Raw genomic sequence first — 23,990 nt, 5'->3', positions numbered from 1 at the left:
CCATGGATAAATTCTTCAGCATCGTCAGGGGCCTGGGCCTGAAACGCGGACCCCAGCGCATCCTCGGAGGCGTGCTGGGAGGGATCGCAGCAAAGCTCAACGTGGACGTCGCCTACGTCCGGATTGCCTTCCTCCTCTTTGCGCTCCTCCCCGGCCCGGCCTTCGTTTTCTACCTTGTGGCCTGGGTAATCCTGCCGGACCAGCGGAACGTCATCCCGCTGCAGGCGTTCCTCGACAGGCGGTCACTGAACCGCCCGTAAACACTGCCGCACAGGGCCCCGTTCCTCCACTGAGGAACGGGGCCCTTCGTGTAACCAGTTTGTGTCGTACCGCACACACCGCACTAGACTCTATGTGAGCTCAGCGTGGCGCTCTGCCTGTAAACCCTCTCCCCAGGATTTGAGCGAGACATGAAAATTGGAATCCTTACCAGCGGTGGCGACTGCCCCGGACTGAATGCGGTTATCCGCGGTGCAGTCCTTAAAGGAATTGCCATCCACGGCCACGAGTTCGTCGGTTTCCTCGACGGCTGGCGCGGCGTTGTTGAGGGCGACATCATCGACATCCCCCGGACCATGGTCCGCGGCATTGCCAAGCAGGGCGGCACCATCCTGGGTACCTCCCGCACCAACCCGTTCGAAAACGGCGGCGGCCCCGACGTCATCAAGGCCCACATGGAGCGCCTGGGCATCGATGCCATCATCGCGATCGGCGGTGAGGGCACGCTGGCGGCGGCCAAGCGGCTCACCGACGCAGGGCTGAAGATCGTCGGCGTTCCCAAGACCGTTGACAACGACCTCGACGCCACCGACTACACCTTCGGTTTCGACACCGCCGTGCAGATCGCCACCGAGGCAATCGACAGGCTCAGGACCACCGGGGAATCGCACCACCGCTGCATGATTGCCGAAGTCATGGGCCGGCACGTCGGCTGGATCGCCCTGCACGCCGGCATGGCCGCAGGCGCCCACGCCATCCTCATTCCGGAACAGAAAGTCAGCATCGAACAGATCACCGAATGGGTGAACGAGGCCCACGCCCGCGGCCGCGCGCCCCTGGTGGTCGTGGCTGAAGGGTTCGTGCCCGAGCACATGGAAACCCCGCACTCAGAGCGCGGCCTGGACACCTTCGGCCGGCCCCGCCTGGGCGGCATCGCAGACCAGCTCGCCCCGGAACTTGAAGCCCGGACCGGCATTGAAACCCGCGCCACCATCCTGGGCCACATCCAGCGCGGCGGCGTGCCGTCCGCCTTCGACCGTGTCCTGGCCACCCGGCTGGGCATGGCAGCCATCGACTCGGTGGTGGAGGGCTACTGGGGCACCATGGTGGCGCTCAAGGGAACGGACATCGAGCACGTGGGCTTCCAGGAAGCCCTGGGCAAGCTGAAGACCGTCCCCCAGAACCGCTACGACGAAGCTGCAGTACTGTTCGGCTAAATCGTTCCCCTGAAGTGTGCTGGCCGCCGAAGTGTCCTGTCCGGCTGGACCGGCTGCCCGTCCTAGGCTGGGAGCATGACACTCGACCCCGGTTCGGCCGCCATCATCCAGCTGGCATGGGCCCGGCGCCTGGGACTGGATGATGGCGCCTTCAGTTCCGCCCTTGCCTCCGGAGAACGCATAATCCGCGCCGACGAGTCGGCACGGACCGTCGAGTTCGTCCGGTTGTTCGGCAGCTCGGCGCTGGTGGGTCCGCAATGGGTCATCGACGCCGCGGCGGACCTCCCCGACGAGGAAATGGCGCAGCACGTCACCCTCCTGACGCTCACCAGGCAGCACGGCGGGCACGGCATGGGGGCGGCCGCCCTCTTTTTTGCGGACGACCTTCCCCTCAGGCAGCCGCCGGAGGAAATGACGGTCTCGCACGGCAACGCTGAAGCGATCGAGCTTGAGGGCCGCTGCCCGCCGGACGACGTCAACGAGGTGGGACTCTCAGACCTGGAGCACCGCTACACCATCGTCGATGAGCTGGAGGGGCGCCGGGTGCCCCTTGCCTGCGGCGCGTACTCCGAGTGGGAGGGGCTGCTGGCCCATCTTGGCGTCCTGGTGGATCCTGGTTGGCGCCGGCGCGGCCTGGGGTCCCTGGCAGCCTCGATCGCCGCCCACGAGGCCCTCGCGGCGGGCCTGACGCTCCAGTGGCGGACGGACGTCAGCAACACCGGTTCCCTGGCACTGGCCCGGAAGCTGGGCTTGTCAGCCGGCGGAATCCAGACCAGCGTCCACCTTGGCTGACCCCGGAACGCCTCCGCCCCAGCCCTGAGCCGGCTGAGGCTTGGCGAAGAACAGCGCCACGGCTGCGCCAACCAGGATGACCCCGGCCGGCAGCAGGATGGACTGCCCCATCGCCGTCGAAAATCCGCCGTGAAGGGCCTCAGGGAGGCTTCCGGACATGCCCATGCCCTCACCCGCAGCCCCGCCGGGTGCACCGGACGGAAGCTCTGCGGCGAGCCGCGCCTGGATCAGCACCGCGATGGCTGCGCTGCCCAGCACGGCCCCGATCTGCCGTGTGGTGTTGTAGACGCCGGACCCGGCCCCGGCCTGCCGCGGAGGGAGGTTGCGGGTGGCGGTGGTGCTGAGCGGAGCCCAGATGCCGGCGTTGGCGAATCCCAGGATGGCGCTGGGCAGGAGGAACAGCAGGATGGGGGTGTCCGGCTGCATCAGGGCCGAGTTCCAGGCGAGGGCCACGGCCATCAGCACCAGGCCGGCGGCCGTGATGAATTTGGGATTGATTTTGTCGATGATTTTCCCCACCACCGGCGCCAGGCCGCCCGAGATCAGGGCCATGGGAACCATCATCAGCGCGGACTGGGTGGGCGTGAGGCCGCGGACCAACTGGTAGTAGAAGATCAGGGGAAGGCTGAACGCGGTCACAGTGAAGCCAACGGTGGTGATTCCGATGTTGGCCAGGGAGAAGTTCCGGTCCCGGAAAAGCGCCAGGGGCAGCAGCGGCTCGCCCTTGTTAAACCGCTGCCAGAGCACAAAGAGAGCCAGCACGGCAAGGCCTGCGATGATCAGGCCCCACACCGTGACGGGCCCGGCGATGGCGCCCCAGTTGTAGGTTTCGCCTTCCTGGATGCCGAACACCAGGAGGAAAAGTCCGACGGCGCTGAGCACCACGCCGGGGATGTCGAACCTGTGCGGGTGGGTGCTGAGGGCCGGCACGTTGCGCAGGGCAAGGATGAAACCGGCAATACCGATGGGGACGTTGATGAAGAAGATCCATTCCCAGCCGAGGCCGTCCACCAGGACACCGCCCAGGATAGGGCCCACGAGGGTGGCCATTCCGGCGGTGGCGCCCCAGATGGCCATGGCCGCGCCCCGCCGGTCCGGCGGGAAGATCCGGGTGATGACTGCCATGGTCTGCGGCGTCATCATGGCGGCACCGAGGCCCTGCACCACGCGTGCCGCGATAAGCGTCTCCACATCGCCGGACAGCCCGCACCACAGCGAAGCCAGCGTAAAGACGACCAGCCCAGACAAGTAGAGCTTCTTGGGCCCGAAGCGATCGCCCAGCCTGCCCGTGATGAGCAGCGGGACCGCGTAGGCCAGGAGGTAGGCGCTGGTGACCCAGATGACCGAATTGATGTCCGCACCAAGCCCCTCCATGATCCGCGGGTTCGCCACGGACACGATGGTGGTGTCGATCAGGATCATGAAGAACCCGATCACCAGGGACCACAGGGCCGGCCAGGGTTTTGCTACGTTTTCCACGGTCATCCTTCGTCAGGTGGTTGCTGCCGGCGGGACCGGTGAACGGCTGGGTCCCGGTTACACCAGGAGGTCCAGGATCTCCTGGCGGGCGAACATCCGGGCAGCGGCGCGGGCCGACGGCGCACCGGCATCGGGGTCGGCGCCGGCATCCAGCAGGACCCGGGCCACATCGGTGTAGCCCTTGAAGGCCGCTCCGGCGAGCGGAGTCTGGCCCCGGTCGTTGGCGGTGCCGGGCTCGGCACCGTGTTCCAGGATGAGCTGCACGGTTTCCGCATGTCCGTGGTAGGCGGCCAGCATCAAAAGCGAATCCCCTGCCGCATTGGTCAGGGTGGCGGGAGCGCCCGCGTCCAGGTAGGCACGCAGCAGGGCCGTGTCCCCCTCCCTGGCAGCCTGGAAGAGCGTGTGCGCCAAAGCCAGCGCGTCGTCGTCGGGCCCGGGATCGGGCTGGACGTTGTCAGTCATGGGCGCGGCCCCTTCATGAATCCGGTCTGGCGCCCCACCACCTGGCCGGCGTCGGGGGCAACGATGAGTTCCTGGGCGGCAGGGTATGGCTCGTCGCCGTCCAGGACCGTCAGTATTTCATCCGGCGCGACGGAACGCTTTATGACTGCCAGCGCAACCGGGCCCATCTCATAGTGCTGGGCCACAGACGTCACCGTCCCCACTTTGCGCTCCCCCACCAGGACCGGGCTTCCTGCCTGCGGCAGGGTGTGCTGGGATCCGTCCAGCTGGAGGAAGACGAGGCGGCGCGGCGGATGGCCCAGGTTGTGCACCCGCGCTATGGTTTCCTGCCCCTTGTAGCAGCCCTTGGCCAGGTGCACCGCGGTCCGGAGCAGGTCGAGCTCGTGCGGGATGGTTTTGTCGTCCGTTTCCGCGCCGATCCTGGGGCGCCAGGCCGCCACGCGCAGCGCTTCGGCTGCCAGGACGCCCGCAAGCGGCCGTCCCGCGACCTTCTCCTCCAGGTCAGCGGCGGGAATGAGGTATTCGAACCAGGGGCGGTCGAGCCCCGGGTGGCTGGCCTCCGGGACCGTCGCATAGGAGTAGCCGCCGGCCCCCACATGCGGCCACGGGTCCTGCCACGCCAGCAGGCCGGACCACTCCGGGACAGCCTTCGTGCTGCCCACGACGGCCCAGTCCGCGGAAACATCGGCGATGTCCACCCGCAGCATGAACTTCATCCTGTTGAGGAACTCGGCCAGCGGCGCCGCCTCGGCAGCCTCGACGATGAGCCAGGTGGTGGCGCCGTCGTCGATCACGCGGGCGTCGAAATCGATCCTGCCCTGCACGCTCAGGAGGAGGAGTTCACTGGATTCGCTCGGCTGAAGGCCTGCAACCTGCTGGGAGGAAAGGGTGTTGAGCCAGCTCAGGCGGTCCGGACCGGTGACCGTAACAACACCGCGGTGGGAGAGGTCGACGACGGCGGTTCCGGCCGCGAGGGCGCGCTGCTCGCGCAGGGGCTCGCCATAGTGGGCGGCAACGCCGGCGTCCGCGCCGGCCGCCTCAACGGCGCCAGGGCGCGACAGCAGGGGGCTGGGAGTAGTCATATGTAGTAGAAGTCCTTGGGGCTCGGCGGTATTCCGGATTGCTGTGGCCGGAGTGGATCCGGGCCGCCCGCGTCATTAAGCCGAAGGACCGGAAGGAGTCAGGAAACCTTTTTCAGGAAGGCCGAGGCGTGCGCTTCCAGGCCCTTGCCTTCCTTGCCGCCAACAGCGACATCCCAGCGCCACAGGAGGTTGCCGTCCACCAGTCCGAAGATGCGGGTGGCTGCGCTGTAGTCCTTGGAATGGCTCCCGCGCATCACCATATCGGTGGTGAGCTGGATCTGCGGACCCTTGATCTGCCCGTAGTACAGCTCGGAGATTCCGCCGGGGTGGGAGATGGACACCGAGATGTCAAACCCTCCCTCGCTGTTGCGCAGGGCCTCCACCTCGTCGGCACTCTTCAGCGCCGGAACGATGTCCGCGGGGATCAGGCCCGGGCCGCCGTCGGCATCAAGCTGTTTGCGCTCCAGCGCCCAGAAGCCGGTCTCGACGGTGAGCGGCCGCAGGCGCGTGCCGTCGTCGTCCGTCAGCCAGCTCTCAGCGCGGTACTGAAGGTACGGCAGCCCGTTGTGCGTAAAGGACACGTGCTGCAGGAAGTGCTCCGAGTCCTCGTCACCGCTGCCGAGGCGGCCGCGGCCCTCCCACTCACCAATGAGCCAGGAAAGCGGAACGAGTTCTGGAGTCAGGTCTGTCGGGATCTCAATGGGCACAGCGACTACCTCTGGAAATCGGCAAGCTCCGGAAAAAGACGACTACTTCTGGCCCTTGAACAGGCGGTAGACCACGAATCCGGCAAACCAGGCCATGGCGAGGCTGGCGATGCCGAGCAGGACAAGGAAGAAGATTTCAAAAGCAAGTACGGACATGATGCCATCCTAACGCGTTAGTAGATGAGTAGTTTGTCTATGAAGTAGGCCAGGGAACCCACCGCCGAGACAGGGGCAAGGCCCATGCTAAGGGCAGCGGGGACGTTCAGGGGCGCACCCCGCAGGGTGGCCAGGCGCCGGAAGCTCGCCAGCACCGCCCCTACCACGACGCCGAAGATAGCTGCCGGCAGGACGGCGATGTCCGAGAGCACCAGCCCGGCGAGCGGTCCGGCCAGTCCTGCCAGCACGATCCCCAGGGGCGCCACCACGCTGTCCGGCCAGCGGATAAGCCCGGCCAGCAGGGCAACCGCGGCGCTGATGGCAGCCACCAGGAGCATCTCGCGGACGCCGTTGAACCGTGCGCCGGCTATCCAGCCTGAGCCCAGGCAGGCGAGCAGCACCCCCGCGCAACAGCCCAGGGTGGATTCCAGCCGCTGGGCCTGCCCTGTTCCACGGAGCAGCTGCACGATGAAAACGGCCATCATGCCCAGGGCGATAAACGCCGGGGTCCAGTCGAGGTAGCCGGGGGCAGGTGCAAGGCCGGCAGCAACCGCTGCCCCGGCACCCGGCACGGCAATGACGGCGGCGAGTGTCTTCTTGGCGGGTATCCGGAGGAAGTGCGGCCACCCGATGCCGATGGCGGCTGCCATCGCAACAGCGACGGCCACGAGCACCTCAGGGGAGGTGTAGACACCGGTGATGATCGCAGCGAGGCCGGCGATCCCCACGAGGCCGATAGTCCATGAGCCCAACGACCGCGCCGGCGCCTGCAGCTCCGCGGTCATGCGGAGCCCGGCCTGGATTTAGTTTCTGCACTCACTGCGCTGCAATCCCATCCTGGCGTCGACCTGGAAGGGCGGGACCGCCCTTCGCGGAGGGCGTCGGGGCCCTGGCTTCAATCCTGCCTTATATGAACAGGATATGTCGCAAAACGTCCCCGGATCCGGCCCGGATCCATGGCTCCGGACAGGCCTGCAGGTATACTCAAAGCTCAGCTAAGCTCACTGCTGAGGTGGCAGGCCGGCCCTTTTCCGCTGGCCCAATGCCGGAGCAGGAAGCCAGTACCGGCCGGTGAAAACCCGGTTCAGTCGCCCAATGATGCGCGGACGGCCCATGGAGGAACAATGTCGCACATCCTGCTCTTGACGAACAGCACTGGCTCTTCGGTGGACATCCTGCCTGCCTTGGAGCTGCTGAACCACCGGGTCCACATCCTTCCTGCCGAGCCGACTGCCTTGCTGGAGACCGATCCCTGCGACATTGTGCTGCTGGATGCCCGGAAAGACCTGGTGGGCGCCCGTTCCCTCACCCAGCTGCTCAAAGCCACCGGCCTCAGCGCTCCCCTGGTACTGATCCTGACCGAGGGCGGTATGGCGGCCGTTTCTTCCGCCTGGGCCGTGGACGACATCGTCCTCGATTCGGCGGGCCCGGCCGAGGTGGAAGCCCGCATCAGGCTCTCAGTTGCCCGCGCCGTCCCGGACCATGAGGATGCGCCGACGGAGATCCGCGCAGCCGGCGTGGTGATCGACGAGGCGAGCTACACCGCCCGCGTGAACGGCGCACCGCTGAACCTGACCTTCAAGGAATTCGAGCTGCTGAAGTACCTGGCGCAGCACCCCGGCCGCGTCTTTACCCGGCAGCAGCTGCTCACCGAGGTGTGGGGCTACGACTACTACGGCGGCACCCGCACCGTGGACGTTCACGTCCGGCGCCTGCGGGCGAAGCTGGGCGCCGACCACGAGAACCTCATCAGCACCGTGCGCAACGTGGGATACCGCCTTACGCTGGTGCGGCAGCAGGAAGACGAGCTCACCGAGGCCTGAGCGCCCTTGCCGCTTCCCGTATAGCCTTGCCTCATGACTCCAGCGTATCCTGAGAAGTGGCCCGTCCATACGGAGCGGGGCGCGGTTGACCAGCAGCTCCTGAAGGACTGCCGGGACCTCCTGGCCGCGGCAGAAGAATCTGACGGCAACCCCTCCATATCGGAGCAGACCCTGGTGACCATGCGGACTGGCGGATCTGCCGGGCAGTCACCGCTGACCCTGGCCTTGTATGCCCCGGACGAGGATTCCGACCCCGCCACCGGCCAGGACCTGGCCGGGTTCGCCGTCGTGGTGGAGGAACCCGATGGCACTGGCGTGCTGGAGATCGCCGTCCATCCCAGCTACCGGAACCAGGGGGTGGCAGACCGCCTGGTGGGCCAGCTCAAGGGCAGCCGCGGACTGGAGGGGCTGAAGGCCTGGTCCCACGGCAACCATGAGGCCGCCGCAGACCTGGCTTCCCGTTACGGCTTCGGCCCCGTCCGTGAGCTGTGGAAAATGAGGATGACGACGGCGGGAGCGGACCTTCCCGAGGCCACGCTTCCGGAGGGCGTGTCCCTCCGCACCTTTGTACCCGGCAAGGATGAGGACGCCTGGCTGGCGGCGAACCGGGCCGCTTTCGCGCACCACCCCGAACAGGGCAGCCTCACCCGGGCCGATCTGGACGCCCGGATGGCCGAGGACTGGTTCGACCCCTCGGGTTTCCTTCTGGCTGAGGACCGGCAGGGCCGCCTGCTGGGCTTCCACTGGACCAAGGTCCATCCGAAGCACGGCCCGCACCCGGCCATCGGAGAGGTCTACGCGGTGGGCGTGGCACCGGAAGCGCAGGGCATGGGACTTGGCAAGGCCCTCACCGTTGCGGGCATCCGGCACCTCCAGGGCCTGGGGCTGCATGCCGTCATGCTGTATACCGACGCCGACAATGCAGCTGCTGTTTCCCTGTACCGGAGCCTGGGCTTCACGCGCTGGGATATGGACGTCATGTACGGACAGGTGGCAACCGTGTAGTCCACCCGGCTGACATCCGGCCCCCGGGCGGGAAATGCGCGGGCTTCGGCGCACTGAATGCTTGTAAGGTTGAGGCAGAACCCGCGCAGGCCGGAAGCGCCAGCATCAACCGCCAGGTAAAGGAGATGCCATGAACCCGGAACCTTCCGGAGCAGTCACGTCCAAGGACGTCGCAGTGCCGGTCCGCGCCCGCTTCGGCTCCTCGGAAGTTCCCGCCTCGCGCGCCACCCAGGACCGCATTGACATCCCGGAGTTTGCGCCGAACCTGCAGCCCGAGGGCGACATCCGACCGGACCGGTTCCTGGACCGGGAACTGAGCTGGCTCAGCTTCAACTCCCGCGTCCTGGAACTGGCTGAGGATCCCACGCTCCACCTGCTGGAACGAGTCAGCTTCCTTTCGATCTTTGCCTCCAACCTGGACGAGTTCTTCATGGTCCGGGTGGCAGGGCTCAAACGGCGCATCGCCACCGGCCTGGCAGTCCCCTCCCCCGCAGGCCTGAGCCCTGTTGAGGTGCTGGAGAGGATCAGCGGGGAAGCCCACAGGCTCCAGCAGCGGCACGCGCAGGTCTACGCCGAGCAGATCCGGCCGGCCCTGGCCTATGAACACATCCACCTCATGCACTGGGACGAGCTGGACGACGCAGCGCAGCAGCAGCTCAGCGTGATCTTCGCCGAGAAGGTGTTCCCCATCCTCACGCCCCTCGCGGTGGATCCGGCGCACCCCTTCCCCTACATTTCCGGGCTGTCATTGAACCTTGCCGTGGTGGTGCGCAACCCGATCAGCGACAAGGAACTCTTTGCCCGCGTCAAGGTGCCCGACCAGCTCCCGCGCCTTATTTCCATCGACGGCCCCCGTGCCGGGGCCGTGGCCGGACGGGTGGCGCGCTTCATTGCGCTGGAGGAAGTCATCGCGGTGCACCTGGACAAGCTGTTCCCCGGGATGGAGGTCCTGGAGCACCACAGTTTCCGGGTCACCCGGAACGAGGACGTGGAGGTGGAAGAGGATGACGCCGAAAACCTCCTCCAGGCCCTCGAAAAGGAACTCCTGCGCCGCCGCTTCGGCCCGCCCGTCCGGCTTGAGGTCACCAACGACATCAACCCGAACATCCGCGCGCTGCTGATCCGCGAGCTCGGCGTGGAGGAATCCGAGGTCTATTCCGTTCCTGCACCGCTGGACCTCCGCGGACTCTCCGTGATCGCCGGCATCGACCGCGCGGACATCCACTACCCCAAGCACGTTCCGCACACGTCCCGCTACCTGAACGAGTCAGAGACGTCCAAGGCCGCCAACGTGTTCGCCGCCATGCGCCGCCGGGACATCCTGCTCCACCACCCCTACGATTCGTTTTCCACCTCGGTGCAGGCGTTCCTGGAACAGGCCGCCGCCGACCCCAAGGTCCAGGCCATCAAGCAGACCCTGTACCGCACATCCGGAGACTCCCCCATCGTTGACGCCCTGATCGACGCGGCCGAGGCCGGCAAGCAGGTCCTGGCCCTGGTGGAGATCAAGGCCCGGTTCGACGAGCAGGCGAACATCTCCTGGGCCCGCAAGCTCGAACAGGCCGGCGTGCACGTGGTGTACGGCATCGTTGGCCTCAAGACGCACTGCAAGCTTTCGCTGGTGGTGCGCCAGGAGGTTGACGGGCTCCGCCGCTACTGCCACATCGGCACCGGCAACTACCACCCCCGGACCGCCCGCTACTACGAGGACCTGGGCCTGCTCACCGCCAACGAGCAGGTGGGCGAGGACCTGTCCAAGCTCTTCAACCAGCTCTCCGGCTACGCGCCGAAGTCCACGTTCAAGAGGCTGCTGGTGGCGCCCCGTTCCGTCCGTTCAGGGCTGATCGACCGCATCGAAACCGAGATCCGGAACGCCCGCGCCGGAATCCCGGGCCGCGTGCAGATCAAGGTCAACTCCATGGTGGATGAGGCAATCATCGATTCCCTCTACCGCGCTTCGCAAGCCGGAGTGAAGGTCGACGTGGTGGTCCGCGGCATCTGCTCGCTCCGCCCCGGAGTCCCCGGGCTCAGCGACAACATCACCGTCCGTTCCATCCTGGGCCGGTTCCTGGAGCACTCCCGGGTGTTCGCCTTCGCCAACGGCGGGGACCCTGTGGTGTACATCGGCTCGGCGGACATGATGCACCGCAACCTTGACCGCAGGGTGGAGGCCCTGGTCCAGCTGTCCAGCACGGATGACATCAACTATGTCCTTGACCTGCTGCGGCGCTACATGGACCCGGATACCTCCAGCTGGCACCTGGACAACGAGGGAGTCTGGACCCGGCACCACCTGTCCGACGACGGCAAGCCCCTTGAGGACGTACAGTCCTGGCTGCTGGCCTCCCGCCCCCGGCAGCGCAGCCTGAGCCGGCGTTAAGGGCACCTGTTTTGTCGAGCGATGCACTCGTAGCAGACCAGACAGACCACCCGGGGGAACCAGTAGCCGTGACGGCTGCCGGTGCCGTGCCATGGCGCGTGGTCAAGGACAAGCTTGAAGTCCTGCTGATCCACCGGCCGCGCTATGACGACTGGTCCTGGCCCAAGGGCAAGATCGACGACGGCGAGACCATCCCGGAGTGCGCGGTCCGGGAGGTCCAGGAGGAAATCGGCCTCACCGCCCAGCTGGGCATCCCGCTGCCGCCCATCCACTACCACGTGGCCTCCGGCCTCAAAGTGGTCCACTACTGGGCCGTCAAGGCCAACGGGGCAAAGCTTCTTCCGGACGGCAAGGAGGTGGACAGCGTCATGTGGTGCGCCCCCGAAAAGGCCGCTGCGCTGCTGTCCAACCCCTCCGACGTCGTGCCCCTGCAATACCTGCAGGAAGCCCACGGGCGCGGGCACCTGGACACGTGGCCTCTCGTGGTGCTCCGCCACGCCAAAGCGAAACCGCGCTCGTCCTGGAGCAAGGCCGAGGGCGAGCGGCCGCTTGCCGCCACGGGGACGCGGCAGGCGCTGGCGGTCAGCCGGCTCCTGCACGCCTGGAAGCCGCTTCGGGTGGTGACCAGCCCTTGGCTGCGGTGCGCCGCAACCGTCGCACCCTATGCCAAGGCGGCGGGTGCCAAGGTGAAGCTCGCGGAGGCGCTGACCGAGCATCGGCATGGCCGCAGCCCGAAGAAGACAGCCGCCGTCATTGAAGGCCTGTTCGATAAGCAGCGCGCGGTGGCTGTATGCACGCACCGCCCGGCCCTGCCCACCGTGTTCGGCCAGCTGGCCGAGCACATGCCGCAGCACCTGCGTGCGCTCCTGCCGGGAAAGGAGCCCTACCTCTCGCCCGGCGAACTGGTGGTGTGCCACGTGGCTCCCGGCGGAAAGCGGCGGATCGTGGCAGTGGAGCAGTTCAAGCCGTTTGACGACTAGGAACGGCCATGCCGGGGCGCTTGACCCCAGAGTTTTTGTATCAAACACTTAGTACATTGATGCACGATTCTGGGGGATGAAGTGCCGTTTACCGATGCCGCTGTTTTTAGCAACGTTCCGCCAATGGCCGTTGTGTGGCCGTTCCTGCTGGCGGCGGGCAGCTACCTCCTGCTGCGCTGGGTCATTTGGGGACCGGGCGGCGGCTCCGCGGCCACTGCCTCCCAGCACGCATTCTGGGTGGGAATCATGGGGTGGCTGGCCAGTTCCCTGCAGCCGGCCGGAAACGCCGGCATCCTTTACGCCAGTCCGGATTCGCAGCCGCTCATCAGCACCGCGGCAATCGTGCCGGCCCTGGCCTGGCCGATACTCGGGTCCCTGGCCGTGCATGCCATCGGCCAAGTGAGTTATCCCGGCCCCCGCCTCCCCCGGCGCCAGGCGGACCTGGAGGTGCGGCGGGTGCGCGACTTCCTGCCCCGGCCGCTCGCCTGGACCGTCCTTGCTGTGTTTGCGGGTGCCGCCCTGCAAATCGGCTGGATGGCAACCCTTCCCGGATACGATCCGGTCCCCTACAGCTCCCGCCCAGACCCCGCCGCTGGCTTTGTGCCGTACGGCGGCGACGGCCGGGTCCCCGGCATCGAGCTGGCTTCCTACCTCGGCCCCGCCCTCCTTGTCCTGGTAGTGGGAACCTGGCTGGTGCTGGTGCTGATCACCGGGCGCCGCCGGCTTGAGGCGTTGGACTCCGTGGAGAACAACCTCCTGAGGACCATTGCCATGAACAGGTTGCTCCGAACCGTGGCCACCATAGCCTCCGGCCTGGCGGCCATCGCGGGCAACCACGCCGCGCGGCCCGATCCGTCCTTTATTGCCGGCGGCTGGGTGAACGCTGCCGGGGCGGTAAACCTCGCGGTCCTGCTGGCCATGTGGTGGTGGGCGCCGCCCAAGCTTCCTGCTGTCCAGGCAGATGGTGACGTCCGTGACCGCCGTGGACCGTCCGCGGCATTCCACCCCGCCACCCGGCTTTCCGTGTCTTTGGGCGCGGCCTCGGGGCTCGCCGCTTTCGTTCCAGCCCTGGCGGCGCCGTTCATTCCAGGGGCCTTGGCCGGCCATCCGGCCCTTGTGGTGGCGCTGGCCGCCGCAAGCGTCCTGCTGGTCACAGCGGCGGGGGAACTGCTGATCCAGCGCAACTACGGAACCTCCGAAGCCCCGCGGGGATGGCCGCGCCAGCCGGTCAGCCCGGCAATGCTCACCACCGGCATCGCAGCCCTCGCCATCCTGGCAGCAGCCGTCATTGTGACCTCTTCCGTCCAGGCCGATCTCGGCATCCTGCCCTCGTGGTCCCCGACTCTTTGGGCGTGCGGTGCCGTGGTGCTCGTCGCGGTCCTTCCCGCGGGTGCGGCGAAGGCCCGGAAGGGCATTTCGACGGCGGTCGCCGGCCTGGACGCGGCGCTCCGCGCCATCACCGTGCACAGGGTGGTCCGGACGCTGGCGGCCTGTTTCACTGCGCAGGCCGGGGTGCTGTTGCTGGCGGCGGGGCCGGAGATACGCCGGGCACTGGAACTGGAACCTGCCCCCTGGGCCTGGGTCTGGGATGCCGCACCCTTCACCGGCGCGCTGCTGTGTGCCGCGGGGATCGTCATCGCCGTCATTCCCGTGCGCAGCTTCGCCCGCAGCACCGGCTCCGCCCGCACGCCAGCAAAGGAACCGGCCACGTGAGTGCGGGGATTACCGTGGACCTGCGTTCCGCAATACCTCCTTACGAGCAGATACGCTCCCAGATCAGCTCCCTGATCGCCTTGGGCGCACTCGACCCCGGAACCCGCCTGCCTACGGTCCGCAGCCTCGCGGCCGACCTCGGCATCGCAACGGGCACCGTCGCCCGGGCCTACAAGGAGCTGGAGGCCGCAGGGCTCGTGGATTCCCGGCGGCGGGGCGGAACGGTGGTCACCGCCCCGGCCGCCGGCACGCCGGGGGCCCGTGGAACGGTTCCCGTCCCTGCAGCGGTGCAGGCCGCCGTCGACCATTACATTGCAGCCGGCCGGGCAGCGCGCCTGAGCGACGAAGTGCTGCTTGATGTGCTGCGCGGCAAGCTGGGATGGGACGCATCGTCATGAGGACCCCGGACTCCCGGCGTTGTCCCAGTAGACTTGAGCCGTGAGCATCCCAACGCCTTATGAAGACCTGCTGCGCGATGTCCTGGCTTCCGGCACGCACAAATCGGACCGCACGGGCACCGGAACCACCAGCGTTTTCGGACGCCAGATCCGCTTTGACCTGACGAAGAGCTTCCCGCTGATCACCACCAAGCGGGTCCACTTCAAGTCTGTGGCCGTGGAGCTCCTGTGGTTCCTGCGCGGTGAAACGAACGTGAAGTGGATGCAGGACCAGGGTGTCACCATCTGGAACGAGTGGGCGGACGCGGACGGCGACTTGGGGCCGGTCTACGGGGTCCAGTGGCGCAGCTGGCCCACCCCGGACGGCGGCCACATCGACCAGATCGCGGAGCTGGTGGACAACCTGAAGTCCAACCCGGACTCACGCCGGCACGTGGTCTCTGCCTGGAATGTTTCCGAACTGCAGGACATGGCCCTCCCCCCGTGCCATGCCTTCTTCCAGTTCTACGTGGCCGACGGCAAGCTGTCCTGCCAGCTGTACCAGCGCTCCGCGGACATGTTCCTGGGCGTCCCGTTCAACATTGCCTCCTACGCGCTGCTCACCTGCATGGTGGCCCAGCAGGTGGGGCTGGAGCCTGGCGAATTCGTCTGGACCGGCGGCGATGTCCACATTTACGAGAACCACATGGACCAGGTCCTCAAGCAACTGGAGCGCGAGCCCTACGAGTATCCGCAGCTGAGGATCAGCCGGAAGCCGGCGTCCATCTTCGACTACAAGCTGGAAGACTTCGAAATAGTGGATTACAAGCACCACCCCACCATCAAGGCCCCGATCGCAGTATGAGCACCGAAAACTCCACGGACCCACAGTCCTTCACCGAAGAGCTTGCCGCCTCCATCACCGGCGTGGGCCTCATCTGGGCACAGACCCCGGACGGCGTCATCGGCAAGGACGGGGACATGCCCTGGCACCTTCCCGAGGACCTCAGGCACTTTACCCGGCTGACCACCGGGCACCCGGTCATCATGGGCCGGAAGACCTGGCTGTCCTTTCCGGACAAGTACCGCCCCCTGCCGGGGCGGACCAATATTGTGATCACCCGCCAGAAAAGCTGGGCCGATACGCCTGAGGCGGAGGGCGCCGTCGTGGTCCCCTCTTTGGACGACGCCCTGCTGGAATCGCAGTTCGTGGACGGCGGTGACACTGTCTGGATCCTGGGCGGCGGCGAGATTTTCCGCCAGTCGACCGAACTGGCGAACGTTGCGGTGGTTACCACCATTGATGTGGAGGCCGACGGCGACACCTTCGCTCCCGAGCTTGGCACCAGTTGGGAGGCGGCTGCCTCCGTCCCGCCGGACGGCTGGCTGACGGCTGAAAACGGCACGCGCTACAGATTCACCAAATGGTCAAGGACTGAGGGCTAGGAATGTTGAAGAAACCGGAAACCCTCTTTGTGCTGGGGTACATGCTGCTCCCGCTCCTGGCCCTCCTGTCCGCGATCGTGGGGCTCACCATGATTTTGGGCGGAAACAAGATCGCCGGAGCCATCGTGCTGGTGGTGGTGACGCAGGTGTTCGCGTTCGGTGCCTTCTTTGCGCTGCGCGCCCGAAAGGCCGCCGTCCTGGAGGACTCGGACCGCAGGTAGCGCCCGGGCGCTCATGGGGAGGACACCCCATCGCGCCACGCCCGGGTTGTTACTAGGCTGGGGCTGCAGCATTAGGGACGGCTGTTCAAAGGATTGGGGGATGCCGGGTGGCAGGAAATTTGTGGGGCGCGGATGTTGACCAGCTGCGCACGCTGGCGCGGCAGTTCAGCAAAACGGCTGACCTGTTGCTGCAACAGTCCACGCAGCTGAGCGGCCAGATCAACAACTCACCGGCCTGGAAGGGCCAGGACGCCGAGCACTTCCGTTCAGACTGGAACGGCAACCACCGGGCACTCCTGCAGAAGACGGCGGCACGCCTGAAGCAGGAATCGAAGCTCCTGCTCACCAACGCCGAGGAGCAGGACAGGGCGAGCAGCACCGGCGGGTCCGGCGGGCCTGGCGGGAGCGGCGGGTCCGGCGGGCCAGGCACGGGGGTGCCCGGCAGTGTGGGCGGCCCGGGCACAGGCCGTCCAGCGTCCGGCAATCCGTGGGGCCCGGACTGGCTCGCGGACCCCGATTCCCCGTTCCGCGACGGCTGGGACATCTACAACCTGACCAAGGCCTTCCCCAACCTGCGGGCCGGCCTGTTCGATCTTGGCGCTTTCATCGGCAAGGCCGACTCTGTCGGCGAATTCTTCTCCAAGGACTTCCGCGAGGTAGCAAGGGCGTTCCAGGATTCGAACATCCTGAGCCAGTACTTCAACACGTCCTCGGAGTTGTTCGACGGCAGGTGGGATACAGCCCTCAACCTCGTCGACGGCGGTAAGGCCGCCACGTTCTTCGAGGTGGGCGGCAAAGTCCTCGGAGGAGTCGGTGTTGGCCTTGACCTGCTGGATACGGTCAACAACATCAGCGAAGGGGACGCCGGAGGTGCCGTTTACTCTGGCATAAAGGCAGGACTGGGCGTGGCAAGCTTCGCGCCGCCTCCTGTGGGCACGGCAGCCATGGTGGCCTCCGGCGCCCTGGCCATCTACGACAATGTTCCCGTCGTCAAGGAAACAGTGAACGCCATCGGAGGATCCATCGCCGACGGCGCCGAGGCAGCCTGGGAAGGCGCTGGAGACGCGGCCGGCGAGGTCGGTGACTTCTTTGGGTTCTGAGTACACAACGAGAGGCATTGACGATGACTGAAACCCCAACGGAAACACCAGCCGTACCGGACGCGCTCGGCTTTGGCTTTGCTGAAATTGCCACCCTTGCCAGCCTCCGGGGCGGGGATGCCGCCGTCCTGAGCGCCGAGGCGTTGCGGGTGGACAGCTACCTGGGCAATACCGACATGATCAGCGCCGGCGCCTCGTCGCTGGTGGCCCGTGGCCTTGCTACAGCCGAGACCGACGGGAAGCTTGCCGTAGCTGGCCCCACCGCCGCCGTCGCCAGGGCGCTCTCTTCCGCTACCCGCCGGATGGAAATTTCATTGCTCACCGCGGAGGGCGGCGACAGCGTCATCGGAGTCGAAAGCCCGGACATCCAGCTGCTCTTCCAGCCCCGCGCCTATTTCACGTGGTGGGCCATGGCACAGCGGCCTGATCTCACCGCCGCTGAAGCCAATCTTCTGGTAGTCAAGCAGCACCTGCGCGACAACCCCCAGGGCGGCGCCACGCTGCGCCGCCGTGAGGAGGGCACCGGCCAGACCCTCTATGTAAAGAAGGGCGAGGGAACATGGACCGTCGGCACCTCCAACCGCGGCCAGCAGGACATCTCTGAAACCACCGGGCTGGATGACGATGCTCTCCTTGCCCAGATCCGAACCATCCGTCAGGACTGACATGCCATTCGACCGTGACCGTGAACGCCGCAACGACGACGTCTATGCCGAACACAAGCAAGCCCTCGCCCGGGGCGAAAAACGCGTCCTTCGAAAAACGGATACCGGTGAGCTGCACAGCTACCCCAGCGACGAAATCGGCTTTTCGCCAGGCCGCGGACAGGTACAGGTGCGGTCCTGGTGGGGCATGGGCATCCTTACAGCCGTGCTGGGCCTTTTGTTCATTGCCTCGTGGGTAATCCTGCTGATGCCCCTCGCGCAGGGTAAGCCGCCGTTTTGGGCGGCCCTTATCCTCGCTGCTCTGGCGGGGCTGGGCGCCTGGTACACCTTTGGCCTGGCCCGTGACGAGCACCGTGCCACCCAGCTACGCAAAGAGCGGGCTGCCCCCGAGCCCGGCGCAGGCCATGTTTCCCAGTGACCCCGGTTCCGCCTCCACCAGTGAGTCAGCGGAGAAGGACGGCAGGAGAATACTCCACCCGACGGTGGCGGGTGAACTACACAGGTACTCCCGGGACGAACTCGGCGCAGTAACTGCGAGCTCCCACCCGCAGGTTCGGTCTGCCGGCGGTTTCCTGGTGATGGCTGTTGTATTCGCTGCTGTGGCGGTTTTCTCGATCATGCTGGTGGCCGGGCCCACCAGCCGCGGCCAGGACCCCTTGTGGGGCGCCCTGGTCCTGACCGTCGCCGGAATCGGCGGCGTGCTGTACGCCGCGCGCATGGCACGCGTGGCTTCCCGGGCCAGACGCCTCCGCGCGGAACGGGGACTCCCCGAGCCCAGTGCCCGCCAGTTCGACAGATAGCCGGTGCCGCCCGTCGTCGTACGTTGTGACCGAATCCCACGGACGGCGTGACGTAACCGACTGCGCCCTTCCGGTTGCGCCGTCTAAAATAGTCCAATGACTACAGCAGCTACCCCTTCCGTCGGCCTGGTCGGATGGCGCGGCATGGTCGGCTCCGTCCTCATGCAGCGCATGCAGGACGAAGGCGACTTCGCCAACATCAACCCGGTGTTCTTCTCCACCTCCAACGCGGGAGGTGCCGCCCCCTCCTTTGCTGATGGCGCCGGCAAGCTTGAAAACGCGTTCGACGTCGACACCCTGGCGAAGCTGCCCATTATCGTCACCGCGCAGGGCGGCGACTACACCAAGCAGGTCCACGGCGAGCTGCGCGGCCGGGGCTGGGACGGCCTGTGGATTGACGCCGCCTCCACCCTGCGCATGAATGACGACTCGATCATCGTTCTGGACCCCATCAACCGCGACGTTATTGACAAGGGCCTGGTCAACGGAACCAAGGACTTTATCGGCGGCAACTGCACAGTCTCCTGCATGCTCATGGGCCTCGGCGGGCTGTTCAAAAACAACCTCGTGGAGTGGGGCACCTCCATGACCTACCAGGCTGCCTCGGGCGGCGGGGCACGGCACATGCGTGAGCTCCTCAGCCAGTTCGGCACGCTTAACGCCGAGGTCAGCACGGAACTGGAGGATCCGGCGTCGGCCATCCTGGACATCGACCGCAAGGTCCTGGCCCACCAGCGCACGGACATCGACGCCACGCAGTTCGGCGTCCCCCTGGCCGGCTCCCTGATTCCCTGGATCGACGCCGACCTGGGCAACGGACAGTCCAAGGAAGAATGGAAGGCCGGGGTCGAGACCAACAAGATCCTGGGCACCTCCGAGGACAACCGCGTGATCATGGACGGGCTCTGCATCCGCATCGGCGCGATGCGGTCCCACTCCCAGGCGCTGACGCTCAAGCTCCGCGAAGACCTGTCCGTCGCTGAGATTGAAAAGCTCCTGGCCGAAGACAACCAGTGGGCCAAGGTGGTTCCGAACACCAAGGAAGCCTCCATGGCTGACCTGACACCCGTCGCCGCCTCCGGCACATTGGACATTCCGGTGGGCCGAATCCGCAAGATGGAGATGGGCCCGGAGTACATCAGCGCCTTCACCGTGGGCGACCAGCTCCTGTGGGGTGCTGCCGAGCCGCTGCGCCGGATGCTGAACATCGCCACCGGGAACCTGTAACCCGCCAACTTCCACTTCGGCGGCCCTGCCCCGCACGGACGGTGCTGCCCCCAGCACCGTCCATGCGGGACAGGGCCGTTCTGCTTGGCACGGACGCTCCCTCACTTGATGCGGGTTAAGCCGGGACGCTCTTTCACTTGAGCAGCGAAAGTGAAAGAGCGATCGTGAAAAAGCGACATTAAGTGAGAGAGCGTCCCAGTCAGCGGTCCAGGAAGCTGAGGTACCCGTCTGCGGCCTTCCTCAAGGCGCCCTGGGCGGAGGGGCCAAGGTGCCTGGCGGGTTCAAAGAGTTCAGGCACGACGGCGGCGGGCCGGCTCCCGCGCTCGACGGCCCAAGTGCCGATCACCTCTCCCCCGGCCACCAGGGTCTTCTTGAAAACGCCGTTCCCGCCGGGCACGATCCTGTCCGAGTGCTCCACGGGCAGCACCGCTGACCGGTCCTTGTAACCCAGCAGGAACTCATCAAACCCGGGCAGCAGCAGGACGGACCGGGCTCCAGGAGCCCCGGAATCCAGCAGGGCTGCGGTCTCGGGCGACATCCAGTACCCCGCGCCGCCGAACTGGTGTTCCACAAGCCGGCCGCGGACATTTTCTAATGCGGTCCGCACCTCCGTCAGCGGGAGCTGGGTCCACCAGGCGAAGTCAGCAAGGGTTGCCGGGCCGTGGCTGCGGAAGTACCGCAAGAGGAACTCCGCCATGGCCTCATCGCGCTCCAGGTTGCGTGACACCGGGATCCAGCCGTCAAAGGCCATCAGCAGTTGTTGGTTCTTTGCCAGCGGCCCCTGCACCAGCCACGCGTGCCGGCACAGTGTCCCCAGGATGTGGATGCCCCGCTGCCCCTGCGTCGGCTGCCCGGCGGCGTCAAACACCTGGAACAGCCCGGCACGGCTCACGGGACCGCTGGCGGCAATATGCTCCAGCGCAATGTCCCGGCACTTCTCGATGTCCGCCCACGTGATGCCGAGCTCCCGGTGCCGGGCCGCGATGCTTTTGGTGAGCCGTTCGGCCGTGAGGTCCAGCATCCAGCGCAGATCCTCAGGAGCCACGAGATGCAGCGTGCCGCGCATGGGCCACGACCTGACCACGGCACCGGTGTCAAGGGCGGAGCGGACGCCGGTGAGGCCGCATCCCGGCACCCGCACGCCCACGGCCCACATCGCTGCCTGCAGGTCCTGGGCCTGCATCGCCGTCATCCAGCGCACAGCGTCCGCTACGGATTCCAGGCCTTTCGTTCCGCCGGCAAGCCCTTGGGAGGCAAGCCTCAGCCTGCCCACGATCCTGCCGTCAGGACGGCCCATGCCAGCAGTCATGGCCCTATCCTAGGGCCGCCACTGCCCATCGGTCACAGACCGCTAGGGTAGAACCATGACTTTGGGGAGTTTGTGGCAGTTGCTCGCGCTTAAAACGAGGTGGTGGATGGCCGGCGGCACGGCCTGCGTCCTGGCAGGGTCGGGCCTGGGGCTGCTCCAGTTCTCCAGCTTCCTAGGGGATGGCCGGTCCGATCCCCTGCTGCAGCTCCCTTCGCTCGTCCTGAGCCTCGGCGGAGGCTATGCGGTACTTTTCCCCGGCATCAGCGTCAGCCGCCAGGGCGTCAGGCTGTACCGGGACTGGCGGCACCACCCGCCTGCGGCGAAGGTCCTCTGGGTCCTGTCCCTCGCCGTCGCACTCGGCGGGCTGGTGGCCTGCATCCTCGCGGGGCTCGCAAATCCCCTGTTGCCGGGCCAGCTGGTATGGCTCTTCACCGGAATCTACCTGGCGCTCGCCGGCTGGTCGTCCGCCCTGCTGGGCCAGGCGGCCGTCCTCCGCACCGCCGCTCCGGGCCTGGCGGGCGATCCCGCCTGTGCTACAGCTCCAGGCCGATAAGCAGCGGTTCCGGGTGCAGCTGGATGCCAAAGCGCTGTTCGACGCCGGAACGCACCTCGCGCGCCACCGCCACCACGTCCTGGGCGGTGGCTGAGCCGCGGTTGGTGATGGCGAGGGTGTGCTTGGTGGACAAGGAGGCCCGTCCGCCGCTGACGCTGCCCGGTTCCAGCCCGAACCCCTTGGCAAAGCCGGCCTGGTCGATCAGCCAGGCGGCGGAGAGCTTCACCAGCCCGTCCTGGCCTGCCGGGTAGCGGGGCGCGCCTTCCGGCAGGGCCTCCGCCACCTCGGCCGGAACAATCGGGTTGGTGAAGAAGGATCCGGTGGAGTACGTATCCCGGTCCTGCGGGTCCCACACCATGCCCTTGGAAGCTCGCAGCCGGAGCACCTCGCGTCGCACATCGTTTGCGTAGGCACGCTTGCCCACCTCGACCCCGAGGGCACGGGCGAGTTCCGCATAGCGGATTGGCGCGCTCATCCGCCCCAGGGGCAGCTGGAACTCCACGGTCAGCACCACATAGCGGGGGGAGCCGTTCACCGTGGTCTGCTTGAGGACGGAGTCCCGGTAACCGAACTTCAGCTCGGAGTTCGTGAAGGTTCTGACAGCGTTCCGCTCCCGGTCCCAGGTGCGCACCGCCGCGATGGTCTGGGATACGTCGGCCCCGTAGGCACCCACATTCTGCACCGGCGTGGCCCCGGTCGACCCGGGAATACCGGCGAGGGCCTCCAGCCCGGACCAGGCATGGCGGACGGCGTGGTCTACCAGCCTGTCCCAGTTGTGCCCGGCCTGCACCACCACGGCCACGCCGCCGCAGGAGTCCTCCGCATTGACCGTGAAACCCTCGGAAGCGATTCTGACTACCGTTCCCGGGAACCCGTCGTCAGAAATCAGCAGGTTGGAGCCGCCGCTGATGATCAACAGCGGCTCCCTGGCCGCGTCAGCAGCCTGGACGGCGTAGATGATCTCAGCCTCGGTGCGGGCCTCGATATATGTGCCGGCGGGACCTCCGACGGCGGCGGTGGTCAGTTCGGAAAGCATCGTGGGTGTCACCACACCACCTTACTAGTGAAAGCAAAGGGGCCTGGCGGAGCCGTCGCCACCTGTCACCGGCAGGATTTCACAAGTACGACAATTAACTAACAAATACTGTCTAGAATATTTACAAATCTGTCATACATGCGTACCTTCAACCCCAGCGGATCACACATTTGGGTTCGCTTCCCCGCAAACGCATAGGACAGCTATGACCATTACCAGGACTCTGGCCACAAGCCTCATGAGCCTATCCACGGCCGCATTGTTCACCCTCGCCTCGGCAGGTGGATCCATGGCGGCACCCCCTGCCCCGGAGAACACTGACGTTCGCGGAGTCAGCAGCACCGGGCTTATCGCCACCGCCGAGGCTGACTACTGGACGCCCGAACGGATGCGGGCAGCCACACCCGGCGAGGTTCTGGCAAAGAAAGCACTGCAACGGCAAACGGCCACTGCCCCGCAGGCCGCGGAGGGAGCCGGCAAGCGAGCTGAAACCAGGATCAAGGGCTCGGATCCGTCAGTCCAGCCGCTGGCGAATGCCAGTGAAAACCCGGTCCCCCACATCGGCAAGGTGTTCTTCACCCTGGGCGGAGCGGACTATGTCTGCTCGGCGAACTCCGTAGCGTCCACCAACAGGAACACAGTTTCCACGGCAGGCCACTGCCTCAATGAAGGCCCTGGCGCATTCGCGACCAGGTTTACCTTTGTGCCGGCCTACCTTAACGGCGCCGCACCCTATGGCAAGTGGACGGCCAAAGCGCTTTATGCCCCCACCCAGTGGAGCTCGTCAGGCAGCATGCAGTACGACACAGGATTCGCCGTCATGTCCCAGCTGAACGGCCGCAACCTGGCCGACGTCGTCGGTGCCTCCGGCGTTAGGTTCAACGCCGCCCGCGGCCTCAGCTACAAGGCATTCGGCTACCCCGCAGCTTCACCCTTCAATGGAGAATCGCTCAAAAGCTGCACGGGCACAGCAACGAACGATCCCTACAACCCGCAGTTCAACAGCCAGGGAATCCCGTGCAACATGACAGGCGGTTCCTCAGGTGGCCCCTGGTTCATCGGCACCTCGTCAGGCGGGTACCAGAACTCGGTCAACAGCTACGGCTACGGCAGCAATTCCACCAAAATGTATGGCCCCTACTGGGGCTCGGTCATCCAGGCGGCTTACAACGCCGCCGCCTCGGCTTACTGACACCGGCCGCAACCCACTAAAAAGAAGGTTGAGGGAGGCTGCCCCCCGG

The 23,990-nt window shown here is 66.4% G+C and carries 26 protein-coding genes; 19 read left to right on the top strand and 7 right to left on the bottom strand.

Annotated elements, in window-relative coordinates; all coding sequences use genetic code 11:
• Positions 1-2 precede the first annotated feature (2 nt).
• The 3 genes from WHH00_RS04870 to WHH00_RS04860 all read left to right on the top strand — a co-directional run bounded on the left by WHH00_RS04870 (position 3) and on the right by WHH00_RS04860 (position 2,228).
• Positions 3-260, top strand: a complete 258-nt coding sequence (locus WHH00_RS04870; protein WP_231454789.1) for a PspC domain-containing protein — start codon at positions 3-5, stop codon at positions 258-260.
• A gap of 150 nt (positions 261-410) precedes the next feature.
• Positions 411-1,436 carry an ATP-dependent 6-phosphofructokinase gene (locus tag WHH00_RS04865; protein ID WP_231454790.1) on the top strand — a complete coding sequence of 342 codons (1,026 nt, stop codon included), beginning with the start codon at positions 411-413 and terminating at the stop codon, positions 1,434-1,436.
• A gap of 75 nt (positions 1,437-1,511) precedes the next feature.
• The gene (locus WHH00_RS04860) at positions 1,512-2,228 is read left to right on the top strand and encodes a GNAT family N-acetyltransferase (protein ID WP_406637030.1); all 717 of its coding nucleotides are present in this window, start codon (positions 1,512-1,514) and stop codon (positions 2,226-2,228) included.
• Here the strand turns inward: WHH00_RS04860 and WHH00_RS04855 are convergent.
• The 5 genes from WHH00_RS04855 to WHH00_RS04835 form a co-directional block, all read right to left on the bottom strand.
• Positions 2,190-3,707 carry a DHA2 family efflux MFS transporter permease subunit gene (locus tag WHH00_RS04855; protein ID WP_406637028.1) on the bottom strand — a complete coding sequence of 506 codons (1,518 nt, stop codon included), beginning with the start codon at positions 3,705-3,707 and terminating at the stop codon, positions 2,190-2,192. The two genes, WHH00_RS04860 and WHH00_RS04855, sit on opposite strands and share 39 nt — an antisense overlap.
• A gap of 57 nt (positions 3,708-3,764) precedes the next feature.
• A complete protein-coding gene (locus tag WHH00_RS04850; protein WP_406637026.1) occupies positions 3,765-4,169 on the bottom strand; it encodes an ankyrin repeat domain-containing protein in 405 nt (134 codons plus the stop codon).
• Positions 4,166-5,251: a YgfZ/GcvT domain-containing protein gene (locus WHH00_RS04845; protein ID WP_406637024.1), complete on the bottom strand. Its 1,086-nt coding sequence runs from the start codon at positions 5,249-5,251 to the stop codon at positions 4,166-4,168. The genes WHH00_RS04850 and WHH00_RS04845 overlap by 4 nt, the downstream gene beginning before the upstream one ends.
• Positions 5,252-5,349: 98 nt before the next feature.
• Positions 5,350-5,958 (bottom strand): FABP family protein, encoded by a 609-nt coding sequence (locus WHH00_RS04840; RefSeq protein WP_104998656.1) that lies wholly within the window; start codon positions 5,956-5,958, stop codon positions 5,350-5,352.
• A 173-nt stretch (positions 5,959-6,131) separates the two neighbouring features.
• Positions 6,132-6,899 carry a permease gene (locus WHH00_RS04835; RefSeq protein ID WP_406637021.1) on the bottom strand — a complete coding sequence of 256 codons (768 nt, stop codon included), beginning with the start codon at positions 6,897-6,899 and terminating at the stop codon, positions 6,132-6,134.
• A 339-nt stretch (positions 6,900-7,238) separates the two neighbouring features.
• Here WHH00_RS04835 and WHH00_RS04830 point away from each other — a divergent pair, with 339 nt between their 5' ends.
• The 14 genes from WHH00_RS04830 (at position 7,239) to asd (ending at position 19,851) form a co-directional block, all read left to right on the top strand.
• The gene (locus WHH00_RS04830; RefSeq protein ID WP_066277942.1) at positions 7,239-7,937 is read left to right on the top strand and encodes a response regulator transcription factor; all 699 of its coding nucleotides are present in this window, start codon (positions 7,239-7,241) and stop codon (positions 7,935-7,937) included.
• A gap of 33 nt (positions 7,938-7,970) precedes the next feature.
• Positions 7,971-8,942: a mycothiol synthase gene (gene mshD / locus WHH00_RS04825; RefSeq protein WP_406637019.1), complete on the top strand. Its 972-nt coding sequence runs from the start codon at positions 7,971-7,973 to the stop codon at positions 8,940-8,942.
• 130 nt (positions 8,943-9,072) lie between these two features.
• Positions 9,073-11,322 carry an RNA degradosome polyphosphate kinase gene (locus WHH00_RS04820; RefSeq protein WP_406637017.1) on the top strand — a complete coding sequence of 750 codons (2,250 nt, stop codon included), beginning with the start codon at positions 9,073-9,075 and terminating at the stop codon, positions 11,320-11,322.
• Positions 11,323-11,333: 11 nt separating this feature from the next.
• On the top strand, positions 11,334-12,302 hold the full coding sequence (locus WHH00_RS04815) for an NUDIX hydrolase (RefSeq protein WP_231457589.1): 969 nt from the start codon (positions 11,334-11,336) through the stop codon (positions 12,300-12,302).
• Positions 12,303-12,425: 123 nt separating this feature from the next.
• Positions 12,426-14,015, top strand: a complete 1,590-nt coding sequence (locus tag WHH00_RS04810; protein WP_406637015.1) for a hypothetical protein — start codon at positions 12,426-12,428, stop codon at positions 14,013-14,015.
• On the top strand, positions 14,012-14,413 hold the full coding sequence (locus WHH00_RS04805; protein ID WP_406637013.1) for a GntR family transcriptional regulator: 402 nt from the start codon (positions 14,012-14,014) through the stop codon (positions 14,411-14,413). Before WHH00_RS04810 ends, WHH00_RS04805 begins: the two co-directional genes overlap by 4 nt.
• Positions 14,414-14,453: 40 nt before the next feature.
• Positions 14,454-15,257, top strand: coding sequence for a thymidylate synthase (locus tag WHH00_RS04800; RefSeq protein WP_406637011.1), 804 nt, complete (start codon positions 14,454-14,456; stop codon positions 15,255-15,257).
• Positions 15,254-15,838: a dihydrofolate reductase gene (locus WHH00_RS04795; RefSeq protein WP_188809586.1), complete on the top strand. Its 585-nt coding sequence runs from the start codon at positions 15,254-15,256 to the stop codon at positions 15,836-15,838. Before WHH00_RS04800 ends, WHH00_RS04795 begins: the two co-directional genes overlap by 4 nt.
• Positions 15,839-15,840: 2 nt before the next feature.
• Positions 15,841-16,059 (top strand): NF038396 family protein, encoded by a 219-nt coding sequence (locus WHH00_RS04790; protein WP_104184361.1) that lies wholly within the window; start codon positions 15,841-15,843, stop codon positions 16,057-16,059.
• A gap of 107 nt (positions 16,060-16,166) precedes the next feature.
• On the top strand, positions 16,167-17,159 hold the full coding sequence (locus WHH00_RS04785; RefSeq protein ID WP_406637008.1) for a WXG100 family type VII secretion target: 993 nt from the start codon (positions 16,167-16,169) through the stop codon (positions 17,157-17,159).
• A 23-nt stretch (positions 17,160-17,182) separates the two neighbouring features.
• The gene (locus WHH00_RS04780; protein ID WP_406637006.1) at positions 17,183-17,824 is read left to right on the top strand and encodes a hypothetical protein; all 642 of its coding nucleotides are present in this window, start codon (positions 17,183-17,185) and stop codon (positions 17,822-17,824) included.
• 1 nt (position 17,825) lies between these two features.
• A complete protein-coding gene (locus WHH00_RS04775) occupies positions 17,826-18,242 on the top strand; it encodes a hypothetical protein (protein ID WP_406637004.1) in 417 nt (138 codons plus the stop codon).
• Entirely contained in the window at positions 18,229-18,624 is a 396-nt protein-coding gene (locus tag WHH00_RS04770) for a hypothetical protein (RefSeq protein ID WP_406637002.1), read from the top strand. The genes WHH00_RS04775 and WHH00_RS04770 overlap by 14 nt, the downstream gene beginning before the upstream one ends.
• 96 nt (positions 18,625-18,720) lie before the next feature.
• Positions 18,721-19,851, top strand: coding sequence for an aspartate-semialdehyde dehydrogenase (gene asd, locus WHH00_RS04765; protein WP_406637000.1), 1,131 nt, complete (start codon positions 18,721-18,723; stop codon positions 19,849-19,851).
• A 199-nt stretch (positions 19,852-20,050) separates the two neighbouring features.
• Here asd and WHH00_RS04760 read toward each other — a convergent pair whose 3' ends face one another.
• Positions 20,051-21,160 carry a winged helix DNA-binding domain-containing protein gene (locus tag WHH00_RS04760; protein WP_406636998.1) on the bottom strand — a complete coding sequence of 370 codons (1,110 nt, stop codon included), beginning with the start codon at positions 21,158-21,160 and terminating at the stop codon, positions 20,051-20,053.
• A 55-nt stretch (positions 21,161-21,215) separates the two neighbouring features.
• On the opposite strand from WHH00_RS04760, the gene WHH00_RS04755 reads away from it, so the two are divergent.
• Positions 21,216-21,713: a hypothetical protein gene (locus tag WHH00_RS04755; protein WP_406636996.1), complete on the top strand. Its 498-nt coding sequence runs from the start codon at positions 21,216-21,218 to the stop codon at positions 21,711-21,713.
• On the opposite strand, the gene WHH00_RS04750 is transcribed toward WHH00_RS04755, so the two are convergent.
• The gene (locus WHH00_RS04750; protein ID WP_406636994.1) at positions 21,694-22,761 is read right to left on the bottom strand and encodes a UDP-N-acetylmuramate dehydrogenase; all 1,068 of its coding nucleotides are present in this window, start codon (positions 22,759-22,761) and stop codon (positions 21,694-21,696) included. The two genes, WHH00_RS04755 and WHH00_RS04750, sit on opposite strands and share 20 nt — an antisense overlap.
• 193 nt (positions 22,762-22,954) lie before the next feature.
• Here WHH00_RS04750 and WHH00_RS04745 point away from each other — a divergent pair, with 193 nt between their 5' ends.
• Entirely contained in the window at positions 22,955-23,941 is a 987-nt protein-coding gene (locus WHH00_RS04745; RefSeq protein WP_406636992.1) for a trypsin-like serine peptidase, read from the top strand.
• Positions 23,942-23,990: the final 49 nt, after the last annotated feature.

Source organism: Pseudarthrobacter quantipunctorum (genome assembly GCF_045291495.1).
Lineage (GTDB): Bacteria > Actinomycetota > Actinomycetes > Actinomycetales > Micrococcaceae > Arthrobacter > Arthrobacter quantipunctorum.
This window is presented reverse-complemented; position numbering and strand designations above follow the sequence as displayed.

Excerpts from the sequence above, each read along its gene's own strand:
- WHH00_RS04870 (WP_231454789.1), top strand. The coding sequence starts at position 3 with ATGGATAAATTCTTCAGCATCGTCAGGGGCCTGGGCCTGAAACGCGGA.
- WHH00_RS04865 (WP_231454790.1), top strand. The coding sequence starts at position 411 with ATGAAAATTGGAATCCTTACCAGCGGTGGCGACTGCCCCGGACTGAAT.
- WHH00_RS04860 (WP_406637030.1), top strand. The coding sequence starts at position 1,512 with ATGACACTCGACCCCGGTTCGGCCGCCATCATCCAGCTGGCATGGGCC.
- WHH00_RS04850 (WP_406637026.1), bottom strand. The coding sequence starts at position 4,169 with ATGACTGACAACGTCCAGCCCGATCCCGGGCCCGACGACGACGCGCTG.
- WHH00_RS04845 (WP_406637024.1), bottom strand. The coding sequence starts at position 5,251 with ATGACTACTCCCAGCCCCCTGCTGTCGCGCCCTGGCGCCGTTGAGGCG.
- WHH00_RS04835 (WP_406637021.1), bottom strand. The coding sequence starts at position 6,899 with ATGACCGCGGAGCTGCAGGCGCCGGCGCGGTCGTTGGGCTCATGGACT.
- WHH00_RS04830 (WP_066277942.1), top strand. The coding sequence starts at position 7,239 with ATGTCGCACATCCTGCTCTTGACGAACAGCACTGGCTCTTCGGTGGAC.
- mshD (WP_406637019.1), top strand. The coding sequence starts at position 7,971 with ATGACTCCAGCGTATCCTGAGAAGTGGCCCGTCCATACGGAGCGGGGC.
- WHH00_RS04820 (WP_406637017.1), top strand. The coding sequence starts at position 9,073 with ATGAACCCGGAACCTTCCGGAGCAGTCACGTCCAAGGACGTCGCAGTG.
- WHH00_RS04810 (WP_406637015.1), top strand. The coding sequence starts at position 12,426 with ATGGCCGTTGTGTGGCCGTTCCTGCTGGCGGCGGGCAGCTACCTCCTG.
- WHH00_RS04795 (WP_188809586.1), top strand. The coding sequence starts at position 15,254 with ATGAGCACCGAAAACTCCACGGACCCACAGTCCTTCACCGAAGAGCTT.
- WHH00_RS04790 (WP_104184361.1), top strand. The coding sequence starts at position 15,841 with ATGTTGAAGAAACCGGAAACCCTCTTTGTGCTGGGGTACATGCTGCTC.
- WHH00_RS04780 (WP_406637006.1), top strand. The coding sequence starts at position 17,183 with ATGACTGAAACCCCAACGGAAACACCAGCCGTACCGGACGCGCTCGGC.
- WHH00_RS04775 (WP_406637004.1), top strand. The coding sequence starts at position 17,826 with ATGCCATTCGACCGTGACCGTGAACGCCGCAACGACGACGTCTATGCC.
- WHH00_RS04770 (WP_406637002.1), top strand. The coding sequence starts at position 18,229 with ATGTTTCCCAGTGACCCCGGTTCCGCCTCCACCAGTGAGTCAGCGGAG.
- asd (WP_406637000.1), top strand. The coding sequence starts at position 18,721 with ATGACTACAGCAGCTACCCCTTCCGTCGGCCTGGTCGGATGGCGCGGC.
- WHH00_RS04760 (WP_406636998.1), bottom strand. The coding sequence starts at position 21,160 with ATGACTGCTGGCATGGGCCGTCCTGACGGCAGGATCGTGGGCAGGCTG.
- WHH00_RS04755 (WP_406636996.1), top strand. The coding sequence starts at position 21,216 with ATGACTTTGGGGAGTTTGTGGCAGTTGCTCGCGCTTAAAACGAGGTGG.
- WHH00_RS04745 (WP_406636992.1), top strand. The coding sequence starts at position 22,955 with ATGACCATTACCAGGACTCTGGCCACAAGCCTCATGAGCCTATCCACG.